This is a genomic window from Sphingomicrobium sp. XHP0239, from assembly GCF_039555325.1.
GTDB lineage: Bacteria > Pseudomonadota > Alphaproteobacteria > Sphingomonadales > Sphingomonadaceae > Sphingomicrobium > Sphingomicrobium maritimum.
Genome location: NZ_CP154608.1, coordinates 69685 through 89474 on the forward strand (window position 1 = coordinate 69685; position 19790 = coordinate 89474).

The window sequence follows — 19790 nt, forward strand, 5'->3', positions numbered from 1 at the left end:
CAGGGCGGCCTGATCGGAAACTAGCGGGGCGGATCCGGTTCTTCCGGTTCGACTGGCTCTTCGGGCGGGGGCACTCGCTCCTGCTCGATGCTTTCGTCCAGCTCTTCGGCGCGTTCGAAAATCTCGTTCTTCGTATCGTCGAACCGCTCGTCGAAGGTCGGTTCCTGCCGACACCCGGCCAGCGCGACCATCAGAAGAACTGCCCGCCAGCGCATCAGTAATTCTTCTTGTACCGCACTTCGACATTGGTGGCCCCCGATCCGCCGGCTTGGCTCAGGAGCGAAAGGGCGGGGGTCAGCGCCACTTCGAGCTGGGTCGCGGTAAAGCCGCGCGCGTCGGTGATGAACTCGATGTAGATGTCGTCGGTGATATATTGTCCGGCGGCGAGCGCGGTTCCGCGGCCGGTGGTCTCGTCACCGCCGAGAATTCGAAGCCGGTCGATGCCCGTCGCCGAGCGCAGCTTGCCGAGGGGGTTGAGCCCGCCACCCGATCCGCGCAGCGAGTTGAGCGATGCGGCGAGCTGCACCGACTGGATCGCCGAGAGGTTGCCGACCGAACTGCCGAACAGGATGCGCGACAGGATTTCGTCCTGCGGCAGCCCCGGGGTACTGGCGAAGCTGATCTGCGGATTGGTCGCGCGGCCCGATACGTTGACGTTGACCGTGACGTCCTCGATCTCCTCGCTCGCGACCAGGGTGATGGTCGGGTCGATGGTGCGACCGCCGGTGAAGCCGACGCGTCCTTCGGCCAGTTCGAACGAGCGACCGGCGAAGCCGAGCGTGCCGCGAACGAGTTCGACCTGTCCCGAAACGCTCGGATTGGCGCTCGTCCCCGACAGATTGAGATCGGCGCTCCATTCGGATTCCAGTCCCATCCCCGACACGTAGAGGCGTTCCGGCGCCGAAAGGTCGATGTCGAGGCGGACCTGCTCGAGCAGGCCGGGCTGCGGCTCGACCGGTTCGTCGCCCGTGATGCGAACGGGCCCGCGCGGCGGTTTGAACCGGACGCCCGTCAGTTCGGGAACTTGCGCGGCGCCCTGCCGCACGATCTGGTAGCGCGTTTCGGGTAACACGATATTGCCCGAAAGGACGGCGAACTGACCGGCCGCCTTGGTCAGGCGGACCTGTCCCGTCGCGCTTGCCGACAAGGCGTCGCTGCGGGCAAGGCGCGCGTCGTCGAGTGTGGCGCGCACGTCCATCGGGTAGCCGCTGTCCGCAGCCAGGCTGACGAACCCCTGCGCTTCGACCGTTCCGTCGCCCGCCACTGCGCTCAGCCGCTCGATCTCGAGCCGGTCGCCCGAGAAGCGACCGACGACCGTCATGTCCGAAAGGCGCGTTCCGTAAGTCTGGTTCTCGTAGGTCAGCCGATTGGCGCGGATGATCCCGGCAAGCTGCGGCTGCGCAACGCGTCCCGAGAAGTCGGCCGCCACCCCGATGGGCCCGGACAGGCGCTGGTCTGCCGTTCCTGCAAACGAAAACAGGGTGTCGGCGGGCCCGTTGTAACGAATGCCGCCCGACAGCGGTGCCTCGAGCATGCGCGTGGTCCAGCTTCCCGAACCGGGCGGCAGCGGTCGCAGCGAGGCGACCATGCGGCCGATGACGCTGCCGCGCCGCCGGACGACCGCGCGGGCCTCGCCCCCGTCGGCCAGGAGCTTGCCGACGAAATTGATATTGACGGGCTGGCTGGTCGAGACGGCGGTGGTGCGCTGGAAATTACGGATCGTCAGGCGGGCATCGGCACGGGGGAAGGCCGACGGGCTGGCCTGGGCGAAGTCGAGACTGCCAGTGGCCGAGCCGTTGACGCCGAGGCCGGGCGAGAAGGCATTGAGGATCGCCATGTCGAGACTGTCGAGGCGGCTCTGGATCTTGATACCGTCGCCGTAATTCCCCGCGAGCCGTACGTTTCCGCGTCCGAAATCGATGCGGGTGGGAAGAAGTTCATACTCGCCGCCGCGCGGGATGATGCGCGCTGGACTGGTGGTGCGGAAGTCGATGCCGCGGACCCGGCCCTTGACCGCCGCGCGCCACAGATCGGGCTGCAGGTCGGCGTTGGCGGCGATCCGGAACGGGACACCGCTCGTTCCTTCTGCCAGCAGCCGTGCATCGCCGCGTCCGCCGCGATAATCGATCTCGACGCGCGCCGCATTGATGAAGGTCTCGCCATAGCGCGTGTTCTGGAACTGGGCGTCCGCGACGACATAGGGCTGGTCGTACAGGATCACCCGCGCATCGACGACGGCCGACCCGATCGAGAGCGCGGCCGGCCCTGGAAGGATGGTGTTGCGCGCCCGTGCGTTGACGATCGCCTCCTGATACGCGCCGTTGGCGCTCAGTCGCACGACGCCTCCGAAGCCCAGTCCGCGAGCGTCCAGCCGACCGGCGAAGGGTCCTGCCGCGGTCTGGCGCAGAGATCCGGCGAAATCGACCCCCGCGAGGTTGGCGTTATTGATGTCGAGCGTCAGTTGGGGCCCGGTGCCGAGAACGACGTCGGCGGTCAGCGCGCCATAATCGGTATCGCCGTCCGCCACGAGACGATAGCCATTGCCTGCCCCCGTGACCCGCGCAGTAAGGTTCGCCAGTCCGATGCCCAGCCCGGGACGTTCGGCGGTCACCGTTGCCCGCGGGTCGCTGATCGTTCCGGCCAGCCGCACGCCGACCGCGCCGTAGGCATCGGTGAAGCCGTCGGCATTGAAGACGATCTGACCATTGGGATTGTAGGAACCGCTTCCGTTGGTGATCCGCGCGGCAGGGGCCGTGAGCGTGAGATTGGAAAAGCGGACGATCCCGTCGGGGCCGTAGCGAACGTCGGTTGCTGCCACCGCATTGCCGCCGAGGAAGTCGCGCGCGCTTTCGTTGAACAACTGCGAGGATCGAGCGCGCACCCGCCCTGCCAGCGCGAATCCGCCGCCGCTCGCGCTTTCGAGATCGACGTCGGTATCGATGTCGAAGATCCCGACGCTTTCGACCCGATAATCGTCGATCCGACCGTCGATGGCGGCGGTGTAGAGACCTGTCGACATGTCGGCGAGCAGGATGAGGCGGCTGTCGATGCGGTCGGAGCGAAGCCGCAGATTGTCCGACAGGATGCGCGGACCGTCGATGGCAATATCGCCGTCGAGACGCACGTCGGCCAGCCGCCCGCCGGCGACGGTATCGAGCCCGCTGATCCGCGCGATGCGTGCCGAAACGGGGATCAGGATCTGGTCGGAATCGACGGTCGCGTCCCCGACCGCCGCAAACTGTTGCAGCGAAATATCGTTGATGCCGAGTTCGGCGGCCTCGATCTCGTAGTTGACGCGTGGCGTGGCGAAGGCGCCGTCGAGGCGCAGTCGTGCGAGGATGCCGCGCCCGCGCAGGTTCTCGGCCAGCACGGTGGGTTTCAGCAGGACCGCATCGACAGCGAGATCATCGAAGGCGCTCTCTCCAAGATCGACAAGGCCATCGAGATCGATGCGGACCGCGTCGCTCCCGATCGTTCCGGTGAGGTCGGCGCGTCGCTCGTCGAGCGCGGCCGTCAGATCGATGCTCGTCACTTCGCCGAGGAAGGCCGCAGTCTGTCCTTCGAACAGTCGCGCAGGACGTGCGGTACCCTCCAGCCCAAAGGTGCCGTCGCGCGCGGTGATGCCGAGACGGGCGAATTCGCTGCCCGCCAGATTGGCGGCGAACCGCCCGTCCCAGCGCTCCCAATCGCCCTCACCGCGCAGCTGCACCCGTACCGGATCGGTGAGCCCGGCAAGAGCGGCGAAGACGCCATCGCTGGGGGCGTCGAGATCGAGGTCGATGGCGAGGCGATTATCCTCGGGCACCGCGTCGATCATCAGCGCCAGGCGATCGCCGCCCGCCGCACCGTTTCCGCCGATGGTCTCGATATCGAGGTCGGCGACCGCGCGGCGATCCGCGATGTCGACCGTTCCGGCCATCGACAGGACCCGTCGCTCGCCCGTGACGGGTTCTTCCGCGACGAAGCGATCGATCTGCAGACGGCCGATGTCGATATCGAGATCGGGGAGAATCGGGCCTTCGCGTGTCGTCGGATTGAACTCGGGCAGCCGTCGCAAGGTAACGAGTTCGCTCGTCAATGCGCGGATATCGACGTGATTGTTGATGAACCTGAACGGTCGCCAGTCGAGCGCGATCTCGGGCGAGGTCAGGAACACGCCCTCGGGGTCGCTGACCGCGAGGTCGCGGATGATCATGTCGCCATAGATCGAGCCGTCGATCTCGCCGATGTCGATTTCCATGCCGGTCTCGAATTCGAGACCCGCGATCTGGCGGGTAATGAAGCGATGTCCGGACGAGGTGTCGAGCCACCAGTAGGCAGCCCCCACGAGCACCGCGAGAGCAACGAGCGCGATGGCCACGCCCTTCAGCACGCGCCGGGGCCAGGGATTGCGGCGCCGGGCGGGTGCCTCGTCGACGGTCGCTTCCTCGCTCATCAGAACGCCTGCCCGATCGACACGTAGACGTTGATGAGGCTTTCGCCGTCGCGCCGTCCGATCGGGGTCGCGACGTCGAACCGCAGTGGGCCGAAGTTGGTGTAATAACGGCCGCCCACGCCCACTCCGTAGCGGATATCCTCGAAGGTGGGGAATTCGTCCTCGTAGACCTGACCCGCATCGACGAAACCGACGATGCCGAAGTTGCCGAAGCGATAGCGCGCTTCCAGCGCGCCCTCGATGACGCTGCGCCCGCCGATCGGGCGGATGAGGAAGGGATCGCTTTCGTCCTCGGGATCCTCGGGGTCGAAGCGGGGGTTGGGCTCCAATACCTTGGGTCCGAGCTGCTGGTAGCCATAGCCGCGCACCGAGCCGCCGCCGCCGGCGTAGAGTCGCCGCGACGGGGCCAGTTCGAACCGCTCGATTCCCTGGATCGTCCCGACCCGCGCACGCGCCGCCAGGATCAGCGCATCGCCCGCGGGGAAATAGCCCGACGCATCGACGATGCCGCGGACATAGGGGATGAAGTCGGTTTCGAGTGCCGCCTCGGGCTCGATCAGCGCCGTGACACGGAAACCTTCGGTGGGGTTGAGCAGGTCGTCGCTGAGGTCGAACCCGACCTGCCCCGTCAATCCGCCGATGAAGAACGTGTCATTGACCCGCTCCCCGAGTTCCACGTCGAAATCCTGTTCGTTGGTGGCGAGCAGTTGTGCGCCATAGGCGTAGGTGAGCGTCTTCTGCCAGATCGGCGTCGAGACGTAGGTGACGAGACCCGACAGGCGACCCGTGTAGGCTTCGAACGCCTCGTAATCCGAATGGAGCGCTTCGAGCGTGAATTGCAGGCTGCGGTCGCGTTGCCCCCAGTTGGAGCGGCGGAACGTGACCCCCGCGCCCTGCTCGCGCGTGCCCAGAACGCCGTTGGCGATCAGCGCGCCTTCCGGCGGGAAGAGGTTGCGGTGCGTCCAGCTTCCCGCAATGCGCACGCCCTCGCCGGTGGAGAAGCCCGCGCTTCCCGCGATGGTGCGCGGCGGGCCGGCGTCCTGATCGACGAGGATGGTGGCATATTGCGTCCCGTCGGGCGCAAGCTCGCCGCTCTGTTCGGGAACGACCGACACGGTGTTGAACAGGCCCGTCGCGACCAGTGCCTGGCGCAGATCGTCGACTTCGCGGCTGTCGTACAGTTCCCCACGCTCGAACCGGGCCAGCGTCTCGATATGGTCGGCCCCGAACGCCAGATTGCCCGTGGTGCGGATGCCGCCGAAGCTCGATCGCGGACCGGTGGTCACCGGAAGCGTGTAGACGCCGTCGCCCGTTTCCTGATCGAGCAGGATGTCGCGCTGGCCGACTTCGGCGAAGGGATAGCCCTGTTCGGGCAGCGCGATCGCGACTTGCGCTTCGGCTCCCTGCACGCGCGTCGCGACGATCGGTTCGCCCGGCTGGATCGCGAGATTGTCGGCGATGAGATCCGCGGGTTCGGTGGGGTCGGCATCGATGATGACGTCGGCGAAGGTGTAGCGGGGTCCCGGCACCACGGTGATGACCGCGGTGATCGGCTGTCCGTTGGCGGTCTCGGACCGGTCGATGCGCGTTTCGGCAGTCGCTCCGTACCAGCCTTCCGCAGCGAGGATGCGCTGGATGAGCAGGCTATCCTCGGTCAGCCGCGCCGACACCTGCGCGAGATTGTCGGCCTCGCCATCGCCGTCGTAGAGCGCCGACAGGGCCTCGAACTGGTCGATGACGGCGATCTCGGTCTGGCCGTCTGCTTCCTCGAGACCGTCGACCCGCACGGCATAGTCGATCTCGACCACTTCCGTGTCGCTCGCTTCCTCGGCGAATTCGACCGGTTCCACCTCGAACGTCTCGAGCGGGGGGAGGGGGGCGGCCAGTTCGGGATCGGTGATGGGCGCGTCGCCGATCTCCTCGACCACGTCGCCGTCCGCCAGCGCGGGGTCGCCCAGCGGCGCCTCTTGCCCTTCGGTCGGCTCGGCGTCCGCCTGCTCTGCGGCCAATCGCCTCTCGAACTCCTCGATACTCTCGAGCGGCATGTCGAGTGCCGGGTCGTCGTCCGCCAGCTCGGGGACTTCGTCGGCGAATTCCTCGTCGGAGATGATGGGATCTTCGGTAACGGGCAGGTTCGCGTCGGGAGGCGGCGGCGGGATCGTGTCGTCGATGTCGCCGACATTTTCTTCGGATGGCGGCGGCGCCTCTTGCGCGAGGGCCGGTTGAGCGAGGAGCAGCGCGAGGACAAAGAGGCTCGCCTGCCCGCAGCGGGCACCATTTCGCCGACAAGCGGTTGAAGAACGGAAGGACAGGGGAAGAAACATTGACGGACGATCGACCTCGAAACGCTCGCTCGACCGCGGATCGTCCCGGCACGGCCCGCCAAGACGAGCTCGATGTCGAACCCCACCCCCGGTCGCAAACCTTGCCCACAAACGCGCCCGGCGCAACCGCTAATTCACCGCTCGAGCTTCCCCGGCGGGCGTGGATTCAGGTCATCAAGCGCATTTTCACGATGTGGGGTTTTCACAACCTTTCGCTTCTGGGAGCAGGGGTCGCCTTCTTCACCTTCCTCTCGATCACCCCGCTCCTGGCCTCGACGGTCATGATCTATGGCCTCGTCGGAGACGTTTCGTTGGTGCAGGACCAGATGCAGACACTCTCGCTGTTCCTGCCCGCCGAAGTCGCCGCCCTGGTCGAGGATCAGCTGATCGCGATCGTCTCCACCAATTCGGGCGTCGGCGGACTGGCGCTCGCCGTGGCGCTGCTCTTCGCCGTCTATGGGGCGATGCGCGCAGCGAACGGCATGGTCGGCGCGCTCAACGTGATCAACGAGGAGCATGAGACCCGCGGCATCGTCGGCCGCACCTTGCGCGTCGCGCTTCTGACGTTGGCGGTGATCTTCGTCGCGTTGACCGGGATCGTCAGCGCCGGCTCGTTCGCTTGGCTCGAATATCAGACACAGGCGGCGCTCGGCCCGTCGGTGGAAGGCGCTGCGCGGGTCGCCACCTGGATCACGGCAATGTCCCTCGGCACCGCGGGGTTCGCGATCATCATGCGCTACGGTCCCGACCGGCGGCTGGCCAAGTGGCGCTGGGTACTGCCGGGTGCCATCCTCGCGACGTTTCTGTGGGTGATCATCACCTTCGGCTTCTCGCTCTACGTCGGCTACATCAGCGACTATAGCGCGACCTACGGGTCGCTGTCGGCGATCATCGTCTTTCTGATGTGGCTGTTCCTCTCGGCCTATGGCGTGCTGGCGGGGGCGCTGCTGAATGCGGAGATCGAACGACAGACGAGTGTCGATACTACTACGGGCGACGATCTCCCGATCGGGGAACGGGGCGCGGTGCTCGCCGATCTGACCGAGGGCAATTTGACGATCGAACAATGGCTCAAGAAGTCCGAGCAGCGCGCCATCGGTCGACAGATGAAGCAATGGCGCCCCTTCAAGGGTCGCGACGCGGAGTGATGGGTCGAAGACGAGCCGCGCAAACGCCACGCGCCCGAACGAGCCCTCATCGATCAAGAATGGTGAAGCCTGACGCTCGAACAGGTCGGGATCACCACCTTTTTCGTCGGCGCACGGAGTGGCTGTTCAGGAATGCACCGTTCGGCGATTTTTTCAGCGAAGCAGGCCCGCGGCCTGGAGCGCCTGCTCGATCGTGCGTTTGATGTCGTTCGGTACGGGGCCGGTTTTTCGACTGTCGGTCTCAGGCAAAGGGGCAGTACGATCGGGCGATACCGCTTCGTCTGTTGCAATTTTCCAGAACTGAAGAATATGCGTCGTCGAGGAAATGCCCGCTTCGAGCATGTGCGGCCCTGCCATCTCTCCCGAACCGGAATGACGGGTGCTCAAGGGTGTGCCGTGACCCAGTCCCGCAATCTGATATTCCTCGATGACATCACGACCGTGCGCGTCCTGCCAGACATGATGGACATGCCCGTTCACCATATCGGATCGCTGCGGATCGCCGGGTGCGGCATGAAGCGCGCGCCATTGGTCGACGATCGCACGGGCGTTGCTGCGGTCTACCGTTGCATCCTGCGTGCCGTGCCACACCGAAAGCGTCGGCCACGGGCCTTCGTGCTGGGACGCCGATCGTACGATCTGGCCCAGTTTGCCGGCATCAGGCACGTCCTGACCGCGCATCCGCTCGAGGGCTTGCGGCACGTTGTTCGCCGTGGCGTAGGGAAGGCCGGCGATGACCGCGCCACCCGCGAACGTGTCGGGATAGGCGGCCAGCATCACGGCTGCCATCGCACCGCCGGCCGACAATCCGGTCACGAATATCTGCTTTTCATCGACATCGAAGCGGTTCGTGACCGATTGGATCATTTCCGCAATCGACGCCGCTTCTCCCCGCCCGCGGCGTGCATCGCGCGGCGAGAACCAGTTGAAGCATAAATTGGGGTTGTTGGCGCGCTGCTGCTCGGGGAACAGCAGAATGAACCCGTGATCGTCGGCAGCCTTCGTCCATGCCGCGCCGCGGTCATAGGCTGCAGCAGTCTGCGTACAACCGTGCAAAACGACGACGAGAGCGGCATTGGGCTTTATCGAAGCCGGAACGTAGAACCAGCCTTCCAAATCGCCCGGATTGGGGCCGAAATCGACAAGCCGGGCCAAGGCGCGGGGTTCGCCCCGCACGTCTGGCCGAGACACGGAGCGGAGGCGATGATGCAGTTTGGCAAGCGTATTCATCGACAATACTCCCAGAAAACGGTGAGCGCGCGATATGGGGACTTATGCTGCGCTGCACAATGGCCTTGCTGCATCGCAGCATGGCGAGGTGGTAATTTCAGCTTCGGCTAAGGAGAGGCCTTTGTGGGAGTACAGCACTGGACTGGAGCAGGTATTCACGAAAAGGCGTTCGTAAAATTCGACGTGATTGTTATCCATCTAGATGTGCGGAGCTTCGACTTACCCTAAGACCTGGCATGCCGTTGAATGAGGGGCGCCCCGCCCCGGACCAACAGTTGTGGGCGATGAGGCGAAGAATTCCTACCACAATTCAGTTATTTAAGACTAAGGTCATTTGATTCGAGAATCGCTAGATGTCTCGATTGCCGAGTGCTCACGCAGTTCGATCGAACGGACAGCGCCGAGCCGAAAAGACCTCAATTCTGCAAAGATGGTGTTTCGATTGACCCAACTGTCCGCCCCTTTCCGCACGCCCAACGTCGACTACGGAAGCGACATCTCGGATCTGAAGGATCTGGGCAGACGATTGTCCGGATATGCCAAGCCCCGGGTGATGCGTAGCGTCGTCGAACTCGCCACGACGCTCGGCCTCTTGATACTGGCGTGGACCGCCATGTTGATCGGCGTGAAGGCAGGCTGGCCGATCGTGCTCATTCTCGCAGCGCCCGCCGGCGGCCTGTTATTGCGTCTCTTCGTCATCCAACACGATTGTGGCCATGGCGCCTTCCTGCCCAGTCGGAAGGCAAACGATCGTGTGGGCGCTTGCCTGGGGGTCCTGACCTTCACTCCCTACAGGGTATGGAAGACGTCTCACGCCTGCCACCATGCGACATCGGGCAACCTTGGGCGACGGGGCACCGGCGACATCGATACCCTCACCGTCGCGGAATATCAGGCGCTGTCACGTAGCCGTCGATTTGCGTACCGACTCTATCGGCATCCCGCCGTCATGTTCGGCATCGGCCCCGCCTATCTGTTCCTGCTACGTCACCGACTGCCCGTCGGGCAGATGAAGGCGGGATGGCGACCGTGGACGAGTGCCATGGGCACCAACGCGGCGACCGTCGGCCTGTTCGGATCATTGTCGCTGGTTTGGGGGATCGGCACCGTCGCACTGGTCCTCCTCCCCGTCGTTCTCTTCGCCGCGACGCTCGGGGTCTGGATGTTTTTCGTCCAGCACCAGTTTGAGGAAACATCCTGGTCGAACGAGGAGGAGTGGACCTTTCACGCTGCCGCCATTCACGGCAGCAGCTTCTACGCACTGCCACGTGCGCTGCACTGGTTCAGCGGCAACATCGGCTATCACCACATCCATCACCTGGTGAGCCGCATCCCGTTCTATCGGCTACCGGACGCCATGAAGGACAACGAGGCGCTCAGCGGGATCGGTCGGGTGACCCTGGGCGAGAGCTTTCGCAACGTTCGCCTCGCTCTGTGGGACGAAGACCGCCGTTGCATGATCTCGTTCCGGGCCGCTCGCAAGCTGCTCGGGTGACGCAATCGGCATCCGTTCGACGACCGTCGGTGTCTCGGGGAGAAATGTTGGCGATTGGCGACGGGCGAAGGGTCTTAACCTCTCGAAGTCGCGGCTGAACGCTGCGCCCATCGAAGCCAGCAATTTCGGAAAGATCCGGAACACCGAGGCATGGTGAAGATGGTGACCCCTACGGGACTCGAACCCGTGTTTTCGCCGTGAAAGGGCGACGTCCTAGACCGCTAGACGAAGGGGCCACATGCGTGGTGTGCGGCGCGGACTAAGAGAATGAGGGCGCTTCGTCAAGCGGGTCGTGACGCTTTTTCAGGCGGGGGCCGCATCCTCGACGTGAAGCTCCGCCGCATCGCCGCCGGTCCAGTCGTCGCGCTTCATCACACCTGCGAGCCAGAAGCGCTGGTCGGGCCGTGCGGCGAGCAGCGCCTGGCCCATGTCGGTATCGGCGGCACGAAAGGCGATCGCCTTGAAGCTGCGCTGGTCATCGCCCAGTGCCACGAAGCGGACATGCCCATTGCCGACGACGCCGGGCCGCAGCAGGCGCGCGGGGCCGACAGCGATGCGCGGCGCCGGCCAACCCGCGCCGAAGGGGCCCGCCTGTTCGATCCGGTCGCACAGGCTGCCCGCGACCCCGCCGGGGGTCAGCATGGCGTCGATCACCAGCGCACGTCCGGCGCGGGCGGCCTCGACGTCCTTCTCGAGGCGGTCGGACAGATAGTGCGCCAGTTTGGTAATGGCCGGCTGTAAGACAGTGACCCCCGCGGCCATCGCGTGCCCGCCCCCGGCTACGACGAGCCCTTCGGCCTTGGCGGCGAGAATCGCGGAGCCGAGATCGACGCCGGAGATGGACCGTCCCGATCCCTTTCCTACACCGTCTTCGTCCTCGCCGATCACGAAGGCGGGGCGGCCGTAGCGTTCCTTGAGGCGGCTGGCGACGATGCCGACCACGCCGGGATGCCAGCCCGCACCCGATACGCAGATGACGGCACGGTCGGCCTGCGCCTCGGCAGCCTCCATCGCGGCTTCGGTCACGGCAGCCTCGATCGCGCGGCGTTCCTCGTTGTAGCGGTCGAGACGCTCGGCGATCTGGGCGGCTTCGTCAGGGTCGTCGGTGGTCAGCAGGCGCACGCCGAGATCGGCCTCTCCGACCCGACCGCCCGCGTTGATGCGCGGGCCGAGCGCGAAGCCGAGATCGCGCGACACGACTGCCTTCTTGAGACCCGCGACACGTGCAAGTGCGGTCAGACCGATGTTCTGCTGACGCGCCATGATCTTCAGGCCCTGCGTCACGAAGGCGCGGTTGAGCGTACGCAACCGTGCGACGTCGGCGACCGTGCCGAGCGCGACGAGATCGAGCAGCGGCAGCAGATCGGGTTCGGGCGTGCCGTTCACGAATTTTCCGCGGCGGCGCAGTTCGCGGAGCAGCGCGACGCCGAGAAGAAAGGCCATGCCGACGGCGGCGAGATGACCGTGGGCGGCGCCTTCCTCGCTTTCATCGAGGCGATTGGGATTGATGATCGCGAACGCCTGCGGCAGCCGGGTGTCGCACTGGTGATGGTCGCAGACGATGACGTCGAGACCCGCATCGGCGGCCTCGTCCAGTGCCTCGAACGCCTGCGCGCCGCAATCGACCGTGACGCACAGGTCGGCGCCCTGATCCTTGAGGCCTCGCAGCGCCGCGCCGGAGGGCCCGTAGCCTTCCATGAGGCGATCGGGAATGTAGAGAAGCGGGTCGCTGCCGAGCTGGCGCAGCAGTCGGGCAAGAAGCGCGGCGGAGGTCGCGCCGTCGACGTCGTAGTCGCCGAACAGCGCGATCCGCTCGCCCGCCTCGAGCGCGTCGGCGATGCGCACCGCCGCCTTGTCCATATCCTGGAAAACGGAAGGGTCGGGGAGGAAATCGCGCAGCCGCGGAGCACGCTGGCGGGGAAGGTCGTTTTCCTCCACCCCGCGCGCCAGCAACAGCTGGTCCGTGAGGTCGCGGGTGAGGTCGTCACCGCCCTTGTAGCGCCATTGCCATGGCTGTCCCGACAGGCTGGACCGGATATCGAGGGTCATCGCACCGGCTCCAGCAACGCCTCGCGCAGCGCCATTGCCTCGTCCGGGGTCACCGCGTCGATCCCGTGCGCGGAGAAGCCGCCGCCCCCCGCCACCCCGATGCGCACGTCGGCGATACCGAAGACCCGGTCGATGAAGTTGCGCTTCACGTCGATGCTCTGGATCCTGCCGAGCGGCAGCACAACGAGCCGCTGCCGCCACCATCCCGAACGCATCACGAAACGGTCGCCGTCGAGCGTGTGGCGGCGGTGGCGATAGTCGAGCCAGCGCGACAGCGCCGATAGCAGATAGATGGCAAGGAAGACTGACCCGAAGATCGGGAGGAACTGCGCTACAGCGTTTTCCAGGTCCCAGTCGCCCGACCACATGATGCCGGCGACGGCCGCCGCGGTCCCGAATGCGATGAGGATGACGATCGGAAGCGACACGAGCAGGGAGCTGGTGACGAACGCCGGTCGGGGGCGATCCCAACCGCGGGTGTCGGTCGACAGGGCGCGCCATTCCATTTCCTCGACGATGCCCTCGATCTCGCTTCTGGTGCCGAGCGGCGCGAGGGTATGATCGCCCGCGTTGCCGGTGTCGCTGCCCAGGCTCTGCACCTTGAATTCGAAATAGCCGCTGCGCCGCCGGACCGGACCGGTGTCGAGGATCGCGGCCTGCACGCGCTTCAGCGGGATGACGACGTCGGTCAGCGTGAAGAGGCCGCGCTGACGCCGGAACCCCGTCTCGGTCCGTCGCAGCGTGAAATTCCATTCACGCGGGATGACCCGGACGAAAGCGGTGAGGAAACCGGCAAGCATCAGGCTAGCGATACCGAACAGGATGGTGAGGGCGCGGTTGGCGAGCACCAGTTCCTGCAAGGGGCCCGACCGGGCGACGATGCCGGCCCAGAAATCGGGATCGAAGAGATCGAGACCGAGCGCGTCGCCGTAGGTCTGGGCGAGACCGAAAAGCGCGCCGACGATGGCAAGCGAGAAGCTGAACAGGCAGAGGGTAAGGATGCGACGCGGGCTCATCGCGAAGATGACGGGGCGCTCTTCCTCTTTCGCGATGGCGGTCTCGGCAGCGTCGCCGACGGTAACGCGGCGCCCTTCGCCCGCACGGTGGGCGCGGATGCGGTCGCGCAGCTCGTTGGCGCGCGCCAGCGTGATCGAATCGAGGCTGCCGTCGTCACCGGCGTTGGCGCCCGCCGAGGCCCCCGTCTCGAATTTGACGCGCGCGAGGCCGACGAGGCGGTGCAGCAGCCCCTGTTCGATGTTGACGTCCTGGATGCGGTCGAAAGGGATCGAGCGTTCGTTGCGGCTGACAATCCCGCTGGCCATGTCGATCTCGTCGGCTTCGACGCGATAGGAGAAGGACAGGTAACGCGCCCCGATTCCGAGCAGGCTGACGACGAAGACGCCCCCGACGAGGAAGAGCGCCCAGTACCAGTTGCCCTGGCTGACGAAATAGACGCTGCCCAGCAGCGCCGCCCACGCGCCGCGTACCGCCGCGCCGAGGCCGGTGAACAGCGTCAGGGGATGGAGCCGTTCGCGCGCGTCCGCTGGCTCGTCCGCCAGCGTCGCGGGCGGGTCGTCGATCGTCTGTACTCCCGCTTCGCTCACTGCCAGTCCGTCTTGATCTCGGCGCGGATGGTGTCGCGCAGCGGCAGCGCGTCCTCGGGGTCGAGGCCGGGGAGGGAGACCACGCTATTGTGGGTGCCGGCCGTGTGGACGATCAGGCTGGCGGTCCCGAACAGCTTGTCGATCGGGCCGCGCGCGACGTCGATATGCTGGACGCGCACGAAGGGCACGATCGTGTCGGTATGCCACAGCCAGCCCTTGGTGATGCGCAGCTGCCGGTCGCCCAATCGATAGCCGAGGCGGCGCCAGATCCGGTGCGGTGCGAAACCGACGACGAGGATCATCAGGAACAGGACGACGCCGGTGAGGAGGCCGCGGAAGGGCTGGCCCTCGAACGCGAAATTGTCGAGCACGAGCGCGCCGACGAGGAAGGGCAGCCAGACGAGGAGGAAGATGGTGCGGAGCACCGAGCGGTACGCGGGCTCGACCGGTTGCAGCCCCGGCGGCAGGAGCGCGCGGTCGGGATCGATCGCGTCGGGTAGCGGGCTGTCGGGGGCGGCGGCGATACTGTCGGTCATGGGCAAGACCGTATCGCGCGGCGCCCCGCGATCAAAGCGCTATTCGACGAGTTTCAGGCGACGCCCTTGCGATGTTCGGTGCGCACCGTACGCACGGTGCCCGAGGAGGCGCGCATGACGATGGTCTCGGTCTCGATGCTGCCCGACTTGCGGCGCTTGACCCCGCCCAGCAGCGATCCGTCGGTGACCCCGGTCGCCGCGAAGATGCAGTCGCCCGATGCCATGTCCTTGAGCTTGTAGATGCGGTCGAGATCCTCGATGCCCCAGCGTCGTGCGCGGGCTTTCTCGTCCTCGTTGCGGAAGACGAGGCGGCCCTGCATCTGTCCGCCCACGCACCGCAGGGCGGCGGCGGCGAGAACGCCTTCGGGCGCGCCGCCGGTGCCCATGTAGATGTCGATGCCGGTGGTCTCGTCGGTGGTGGCGATGACGCCAGCGACGTCACCGTCGGGGATCAGCTTCACCCCGCAGCCGAGACGGCGCAGTTCGGCGATGATCTCGCGGTGACGGGGGCGGTCGAGAACGCAGGCGATGATGTCCTCGGGGCCGCAGCCCTTCGCTTCCGCCAGGCGGCGGATGTTGGTCTCGACATCGTCCTCGAGCCGGATGGTCTTCTTGGGATAGCCCGGCCCGATGGCGATCTTTTCCATGTAGGTATCGGGGGCGTTCAACAGGTTGCCCTGTTCCGCAATCGCCAGCACGGCGAGCGCGTTGGGACCTGCCTTGGCGGTGATGGTCGTGCCTTCGAGCGGATCCAGTGCGATGTCGATCTCGGGTGCGCCTTCTTCGGCCTTGCCGACCTTTTCACCGATGTAGAGCATCGGGGCCTCGTCGCGCTCGCCCTCGCCGATGACGACGGTGCCTTGCATGGGAAGGTTGTTGAGCGCAGCGCGCATGGCTTCGACCGCGGCGGCGTCGGCGGCCTTTTCATCGCCCCGCCCGATCAGCCGCGCGGCGGCGATGGCGGCGGCCTCGGTGACTCGCACCATCTCGAGGACGAGGACGCGGTCGAGAACCGATGAAGCCTTGGGCATACTCACTCTCCTGTTGGTCCAGCCGCTTTGACAAGGCGGCCGGGGAAAGTCGAGGCTAGTCGCGTTCGTCCATCATCACCTGATGTTCGAGCAGGTCGGAGGAAACGTGGATCCAGCGGCTGGCGACGCGGGTCTCGACGAGGAACAGGGCGAAGCCCGCGGCGATCGACAGCATCGCGAGTGCGAACAGTCCGGCGATGATGTCGTACCAGAGGATGTTTGCGACAGCGGCGACGAACAGCAGGATAACAACGAGGCAGATGAGGACGGCGGCGAGCACGACCAGCCCGATTGCACCGTTCACGAGGCCGATGCGGCGATTGATGGCGCGCAGTTCCTCGCGGATCGAATCGTGCTGGTGCCCGGTCGCCTCGACGAGGATCTGGCCGCGCGAACGGGCCCGATCCACGACGCGGGCGAGCCGCCCCGAGAGGACATTGAGGAAGCCGCCCGCGGCGACCAGCAGGAACACGGGCGCGATCGCCAGCTCGATGGTCTGGCCGAGTGCATTGACGTCGCCGGGATGGATCATGCGGGGTGCCATAGGTCAGGCACGCGCCGCGGCCTAGCCCTCGACGATCACCTCGTCGCCCCGGGTCGTCAGCGCGAACAGCTTGGCGGCGAATTCGTTGGGAAGGCGGATGCAGCCGTGGCTGGCGGGGGCGCCGGGGTTGTGACCGCCGTGAAGACCGATGCCGAAGCGGTCCATGCGCTGGAAATAGGGCATGGGGGCGTTGTCATATTTGCGGCTCCTATAGTCCTTGTGCTTCGACAGGATCGGCCAGAAGCCCAGTTGCGTTTCCTTGCCTGCCTTGCCGGTCGACACCGACGCCGCGCCGACGAGCGTGTCGCCCTTCCAGGCGTAGGTCATCTGGGTCTTGAGATCGACGATCACCTTGACCGCGCCCTCTTCGGGGATGGTGTCGGCCCAGACGAACTCGTTGGCGGGGATCGTGTCGGTGCCGAAGGTTTCGGCCATCGCCGCGTGGCTGCGCGGTCCGTGGCCGTGGCTCCAGCGATACCCTTCGGGCATGACGAAGCCGACGGGTTTCTGGTCCTCGATCACCGGCACGGCGGCGGTGATGGTGTCGGGGGTGGAAGCGCAGGCGGCGAGCGCGAGCAGCGGGACGAGGGCGAGAAGAATACGCATGGAAAAGACCCTGTTGGATGATCGGCGTGCAGGATAGCGCGCGGCGGGTCGGGGCAGGAGTGGCGGTTCCGGCACTCTGGCGCTGCGGACCGGCGGTTCGCCGTTAACCCTTTAACCCGTTGCGGCTAAAGATTTTCCTGACTGGGGGCGTGATAGCTCGGCAGCCCCAGTCCGCGCGCGACCGCCGCACCGCGCAGCGCGAAGCCGAGCAGCGCCGCGATACCGCCGGCCATGACGACCGGAAGGCCTAGGAGGATCATCACCACGAAGCTGCCCGAGGAGAGCGCGGCGGCGGTGACGTACAGTTCGGGGCGCATCAGGATGGAAGGTTCGCCCGCCAGCACGTCGCGGATGATGCCGCCGACACAGGCGGTCATCACGCCCATCACGACCGCCGGCAGCGGGGCGATATCGTAGCGCAGCGCCTTGGACGCGCCATAGACGCTGTAGGCCGCCAGCCCGATGGCATCGAACCAAAGGAGCGGCTTTTCGGTGCGTTGCAAGCCCTTGATGAACCAGACCGCCAGCGCGGCGGCGACGATGACGAACAGGGTCTCGTTGTGCTGGACCCAGAAAACGGGCGCGCCGATCAGAAGATCGCGGAGCGTTCCGCCGCCGACCCCGGTGACGAGCGCGAAGAAGAAGAAGGTGACGAGCGTCTGCCCTTTCTTGGCGGCGAGCAGCGCGCCCGATACCGCGAACACGCCGATGCCGACGAAGTCGAGCGCGACGAGCGGACCGGAGGGGATGAGCGTTTCTTCCATCGCAAGGCGCCCATAACGGAGCCAAGCGACGACGCAATCCATTTAGTCTATGCACAAGATGTGGAGGAGAGGCCCGTGAGCGACGAACCGAAAACTGCCGGACCCGAGGACTGGGCCAGCATGATGGCGACCACGCAGAAGATGTGGATGGACGCGTGGGCCGACAGTTTCGCGACCAGCGCGGAGAAACCGGGGCTGGGGTTCGAGCCGCCGCCCGGCGATCCGATGGGCGCCGACCCGATGGCGGTGATGAACGCGGGCGCACAGGCCTGGTCGCAGGGCCTCGAGGCGTGGGGCAAGATGATGGCCGACATGCAGGCGGCGGGGCAGAAGCCCGATCGCCGCTTTGCCGCCGAGGAATGGTCGGGCCATCCCCTGTTCGCTGCGATGAAGCAGAATTATCTCGCCTGGAGCGAGAGGATGACGGGCACGGTCGAGGCGCTGGGCGGGCTGGACGAGGATGCGCGCAAGCGTCTGATGTTCGCCACACAGGAATTCGTTGACGCGATGAGCCCGGCCAATTTCGCGCTGACCAATCCCGAAGTGCTGGCGCGCGCCGCCGAGACGCAGGGCGACAGCCTGGCGCAGGGGATGAGCAATTTCCTCGCCGATCTGGCGAGCGGGCAGGTGACGCAAAGCCCCGAAGGCGCGTTCGAGCTGGGCCGCGACCTCGCGACGACGCCGGGCAAGGTGATCTTCGAGACCGAGCTGTACCAGCTGATCCAATATGCCCCGGCGACCGACAAGGTGCTCGAGACCCCGCTGGTGATCTTTCCGCCGTGGATCAACCGTTTCTACATCCTCGACCTGACGCCCGAGAAGAGTTTCGTGAAATGGGCGGTCGAAAAGGGGGTCAGCCTGTTCATGGTCAGCTGGAAATCGGCGGACGAGAGCATTGCGCACATCCAGATGGACGATTACGTCGCCGCGCAGGAGCAGGCGATCGACACGGTTCGCGACCTTCTCGACGTCGAGAAGGTGCATACGATCGGCTATTGCGTGGCGGGGACGGTCCTGTCGATGACGCTGGCGCAACTGGCGGCGCGGGGCGAGGCGGACAAGGTCGCCAGCGCGACGCTATTCACCGCGCAGGTCGATTTCGCGGATGCGGGCGATCTCACGATGTTCGTGTCGGACGAAACGCTGGCGACGCTGGGGCAGCTGTCGGCCGAGACCGGCGTGACCGACGGGCGGGTGCTGGCGGCGACGTTCAACCTATTGCGCGGGCGCGACCTCGTCTGGAACTACGTCGTCAATAATTACCTGATGGGCAAGGAGCCGCGGCCCTTCGACCTGTTGCACTGGAACAGCGACGTGACCAACCTGCCCGCGGCATGGCATCGCGACTATCTTGCGCGGCTGTATCGCGACAATCTGCTGGTGCAGCCGGGCGCGATTGCGATCGGCGGGCATCCCATCGACCTCACCACGATCGAGACGCCGATGTACGTGCAGGCGGGCGAGCAGGATCATATCGCGCCGGCCGCCAGCGTGTGGAAGATCCGCGATCATGTGAAGGGGGCGGTGAAGTTCCTGCTGGCCGGATCGGGGCATATCGCGGGGGTGGTCAACCCGCCGAGCGCGCAGAAATATCATTATTCGGTGATGGGCGATGGCGAAGAGGCATCGAGCCTCGACGACTTCCGGAAGGGCGCGACGCGGCACGAGGGCAGCTGGTGGCCCGACTGGATCGAATGGCTGAAGGGCATCGACGACGCCGAGGTCGAGGCTACCGGCGCACGGGTACCGGGCGAAGGCAAGCTCGACCCGATCGAGGATGCGCCGGGGCGCTACGTCAAGACGCGCTAGATCCCGCCGAGCAGCAAGAGGCGCGCCAGCATCAGGACGAGGATGACGGCGTTGAAGTTGCGCCCGCTCGTCTTGGACGACATGGCCCCGAGCACGATCCCGATCACCGGGATGATCATCCAGAAGACATTCGTCCAGCCCAGCGCGGGGATCTGGCCGATGATCAGGAACGGGATGGCGAGGATCCCGACGATGTAGGAGGCGATGTTCAGCAT

General features: G+C 65.9%; 15 protein-coding genes and 1 tRNA gene. 3 read left to right on the top strand and 13 right to left on the bottom strand.

Annotated features, from left to right (window positions below; genetic code table 11):
* Positions 1-20: 20 nt before the first annotated feature.
* Genes WJT74_RS00360 through WJT74_RS00370 form a run of 3 tightly spaced genes read right to left on the bottom strand, consistent with a single transcriptional unit; the run spans position 21 to position 6759 of the window.
* Positions 21-215, bottom strand: coding sequence for a hypothetical protein (locus tag WJT74_RS00360; protein WP_343345517.1), 195 nt, complete (start codon positions 213-215; stop codon positions 21-23).
* Complete coding sequence (locus WJT74_RS00365; protein WP_343345520.1) at positions 215-4435, bottom strand: translocation/assembly module TamB domain-containing protein; 4221 nt, start codon at positions 4433-4435, stop codon at positions 215-217. The genes WJT74_RS00360 and WJT74_RS00365 overlap by 1 nt, the downstream gene beginning before the upstream one ends.
* Positions 4435-6759 carry an autotransporter assembly complex protein TamA gene (locus WJT74_RS00370; RefSeq protein ID WP_343345522.1) on the bottom strand — a complete coding sequence of 775 codons (2325 nt, stop codon included), beginning with the start codon at positions 6757-6759 and terminating at the stop codon, positions 4435-4437. Before WJT74_RS00370 ends, WJT74_RS00365 begins: the two co-directional genes overlap by 1 nt.
* Positions 6760-6860: 101 nt before the next feature.
* On the opposite strand from WJT74_RS00370, the gene WJT74_RS00375 reads away from it, so the two are divergent.
* Entirely contained in the window at positions 6861-7907 is a 1047-nt protein-coding gene (locus tag WJT74_RS00375; RefSeq protein WP_343345524.1) for a YihY/virulence factor BrkB family protein, read from the top strand.
* Between the two features lie 153 nt (positions 7908-8060).
* On the opposite strand, the gene WJT74_RS00380 is transcribed toward WJT74_RS00375, so the two are convergent.
* The gene (locus tag WJT74_RS00380) at positions 8061-9062 is read right to left on the bottom strand and encodes an extracellular catalytic domain type 1 short-chain-length polyhydroxyalkanoate depolymerase (RefSeq protein ID WP_343345527.1); all 1002 of its coding nucleotides are present in this window, start codon (positions 9060-9062) and stop codon (positions 8061-8063) included.
* 517 nt (positions 9063-9579) lie between these two features.
* Here WJT74_RS00380 and WJT74_RS00385 point away from each other — a divergent pair.
* The gene (locus WJT74_RS00385; RefSeq protein WP_343345530.1) at positions 9580-10632 is read left to right on the top strand and encodes a fatty acid desaturase; all 1053 of its coding nucleotides are present in this window, start codon (positions 9580-9582) and stop codon (positions 10630-10632) included.
* A gap of 160 nt (positions 10633-10792) precedes the next feature.
* Here WJT74_RS00385 and WJT74_RS00390 read toward each other — a convergent pair.
* The 8 genes from WJT74_RS00390 to WJT74_RS00425 form a co-directional block, all read right to left on the bottom strand.
* A tRNA-Glu gene (locus tag WJT74_RS00390) sits at positions 10793-10868 on the bottom strand.
* A 67-nt stretch (positions 10869-10935) separates the two neighbouring features.
* Positions 10936-12681 (bottom strand): single-stranded-DNA-specific exonuclease RecJ, encoded by a 1746-nt coding sequence (recJ, locus tag WJT74_RS00395; protein WP_343345534.1) that lies wholly within the window; start codon positions 12679-12681, stop codon positions 10936-10938.
* Complete coding sequence (locus WJT74_RS00400; RefSeq protein ID WP_343345536.1) at positions 12678-14285, bottom strand: PH domain-containing protein; 1608 nt, start codon at positions 14283-14285, stop codon at positions 12678-12680. The genes recJ and WJT74_RS00400 overlap by 4 nt, the downstream gene beginning before the upstream one ends.
* Positions 14282-14821 carry a PH domain-containing protein gene (locus WJT74_RS00405; RefSeq protein ID WP_343345538.1) on the bottom strand — a complete coding sequence of 180 codons (540 nt, stop codon included), beginning with the start codon at positions 14819-14821 and terminating at the stop codon, positions 14282-14284. Before WJT74_RS00405 ends, WJT74_RS00400 begins: the two co-directional genes overlap by 4 nt.
* Before the next feature lie 53 nt (positions 14822-14874).
* Entirely contained in the window at positions 14875-15852 is a 978-nt protein-coding gene (glpX, locus tag WJT74_RS00410; protein WP_343345541.1) for a class II fructose-bisphosphatase, read from the bottom strand.
* 55 nt (positions 15853-15907) lie between these two features.
* A complete protein-coding gene (locus WJT74_RS00415; RefSeq protein ID WP_343345543.1) occupies positions 15908-16384 on the bottom strand; it encodes a DUF2721 domain-containing protein in 477 nt (158 codons plus the stop codon).
* Between the two features lie 33 nt (positions 16385-16417).
* Entirely contained in the window at positions 16418-17002 is a 585-nt protein-coding gene (locus WJT74_RS00420) for a L,D-transpeptidase family protein (RefSeq protein ID WP_343345545.1), read from the bottom strand.
* 125 nt (positions 17003-17127) lie between these two features.
* Complete coding sequence (locus tag WJT74_RS00425) at positions 17128-17766, bottom strand: trimeric intracellular cation channel family protein (protein WP_343345547.1); 639 nt, start codon at positions 17764-17766, stop codon at positions 17128-17130.
* Positions 17767-17886: 120 nt separating this feature from the next.
* Between WJT74_RS00425 and WJT74_RS00430 the strand changes: the two genes are divergently transcribed.
* Entirely contained in the window at positions 17887-19575 is a 1689-nt protein-coding gene (locus WJT74_RS00430; protein WP_432215244.1) for a PHA/PHB synthase family protein, read from the top strand.
* Here the strand turns inward: WJT74_RS00430 and WJT74_RS00435 are convergent.
* Positions 19572-19790, bottom strand: coding sequence for a hypothetical protein (locus WJT74_RS00435; RefSeq protein WP_343345552.1), 219 nt, complete (start codon positions 19788-19790; stop codon positions 19572-19574). The two genes, WJT74_RS00430 and WJT74_RS00435, sit on opposite strands and share 4 nt — an antisense overlap.

Excerpts from the sequence above, each read along its gene's own strand:
- WJT74_RS00370 (WP_343345522.1), bottom strand. The coding sequence starts at position 6,759 with ATGTTTCTTCCCCTGTCCTTCCGTTCTTCAACCGCTTGTCGGCGAAAT.
- WJT74_RS00415 (WP_343345543.1), bottom strand. The coding sequence starts at position 16,384 with ATGATCCATCCCGGCGACGTCAATGCACTCGGCCAGACCATCGAGCTG.
- WJT74_RS00420 (WP_343345545.1), bottom strand. The coding sequence starts at position 17,002 with ATGCGTATTCTTCTCGCCCTCGTCCCGCTGCTCGCGCTCGCCGCCTGC.
- WJT74_RS00430 (WP_432215244.1), top strand. The coding sequence starts at position 17,887 with ATGATGGCGACCACGCAGAAGATGTGGATGGACGCGTGGGCCGACAGT.
- WJT74_RS00360 (WP_343345517.1), bottom strand. The coding sequence starts at position 215 with ATGCGCTGGCGGGCAGTTCTTCTGATGGTCGCGCTGGCCGGGTGTCGG.
- glpX (WP_343345541.1), bottom strand. The coding sequence starts at position 15,852 with ATGCCCAAGGCTTCATCGGTTCTCGACCGCGTCCTCGTCCTCGAGATG.
- WJT74_RS00405 (WP_343345538.1), bottom strand. The coding sequence starts at position 14,821 with ATGACCGACAGTATCGCCGCCGCCCCCGACAGCCCGCTACCCGACGCG.
- WJT74_RS00435 (WP_343345552.1), bottom strand. The coding sequence starts at position 19,790 with ATGCTGAACATCGCCTCCTACATCGTCGGGATCCTCGCCATCCCGTTC.
- WJT74_RS00425 (WP_343345547.1), bottom strand. The coding sequence starts at position 17,766 with ATGGAAGAAACGCTCATCCCCTCCGGTCCGCTCGTCGCGCTCGACTTC.
- WJT74_RS00365 (WP_343345520.1), bottom strand. The coding sequence starts at position 4,435 with ATGAGCGAGGAAGCGACCGTCGACGAGGCACCCGCCCGGCGCCGCAAT.
- recJ (WP_343345534.1), bottom strand. The coding sequence starts at position 12,681 with ATGACCCTCGATATCCGGTCCAGCCTGTCGGGACAGCCATGGCAATGG.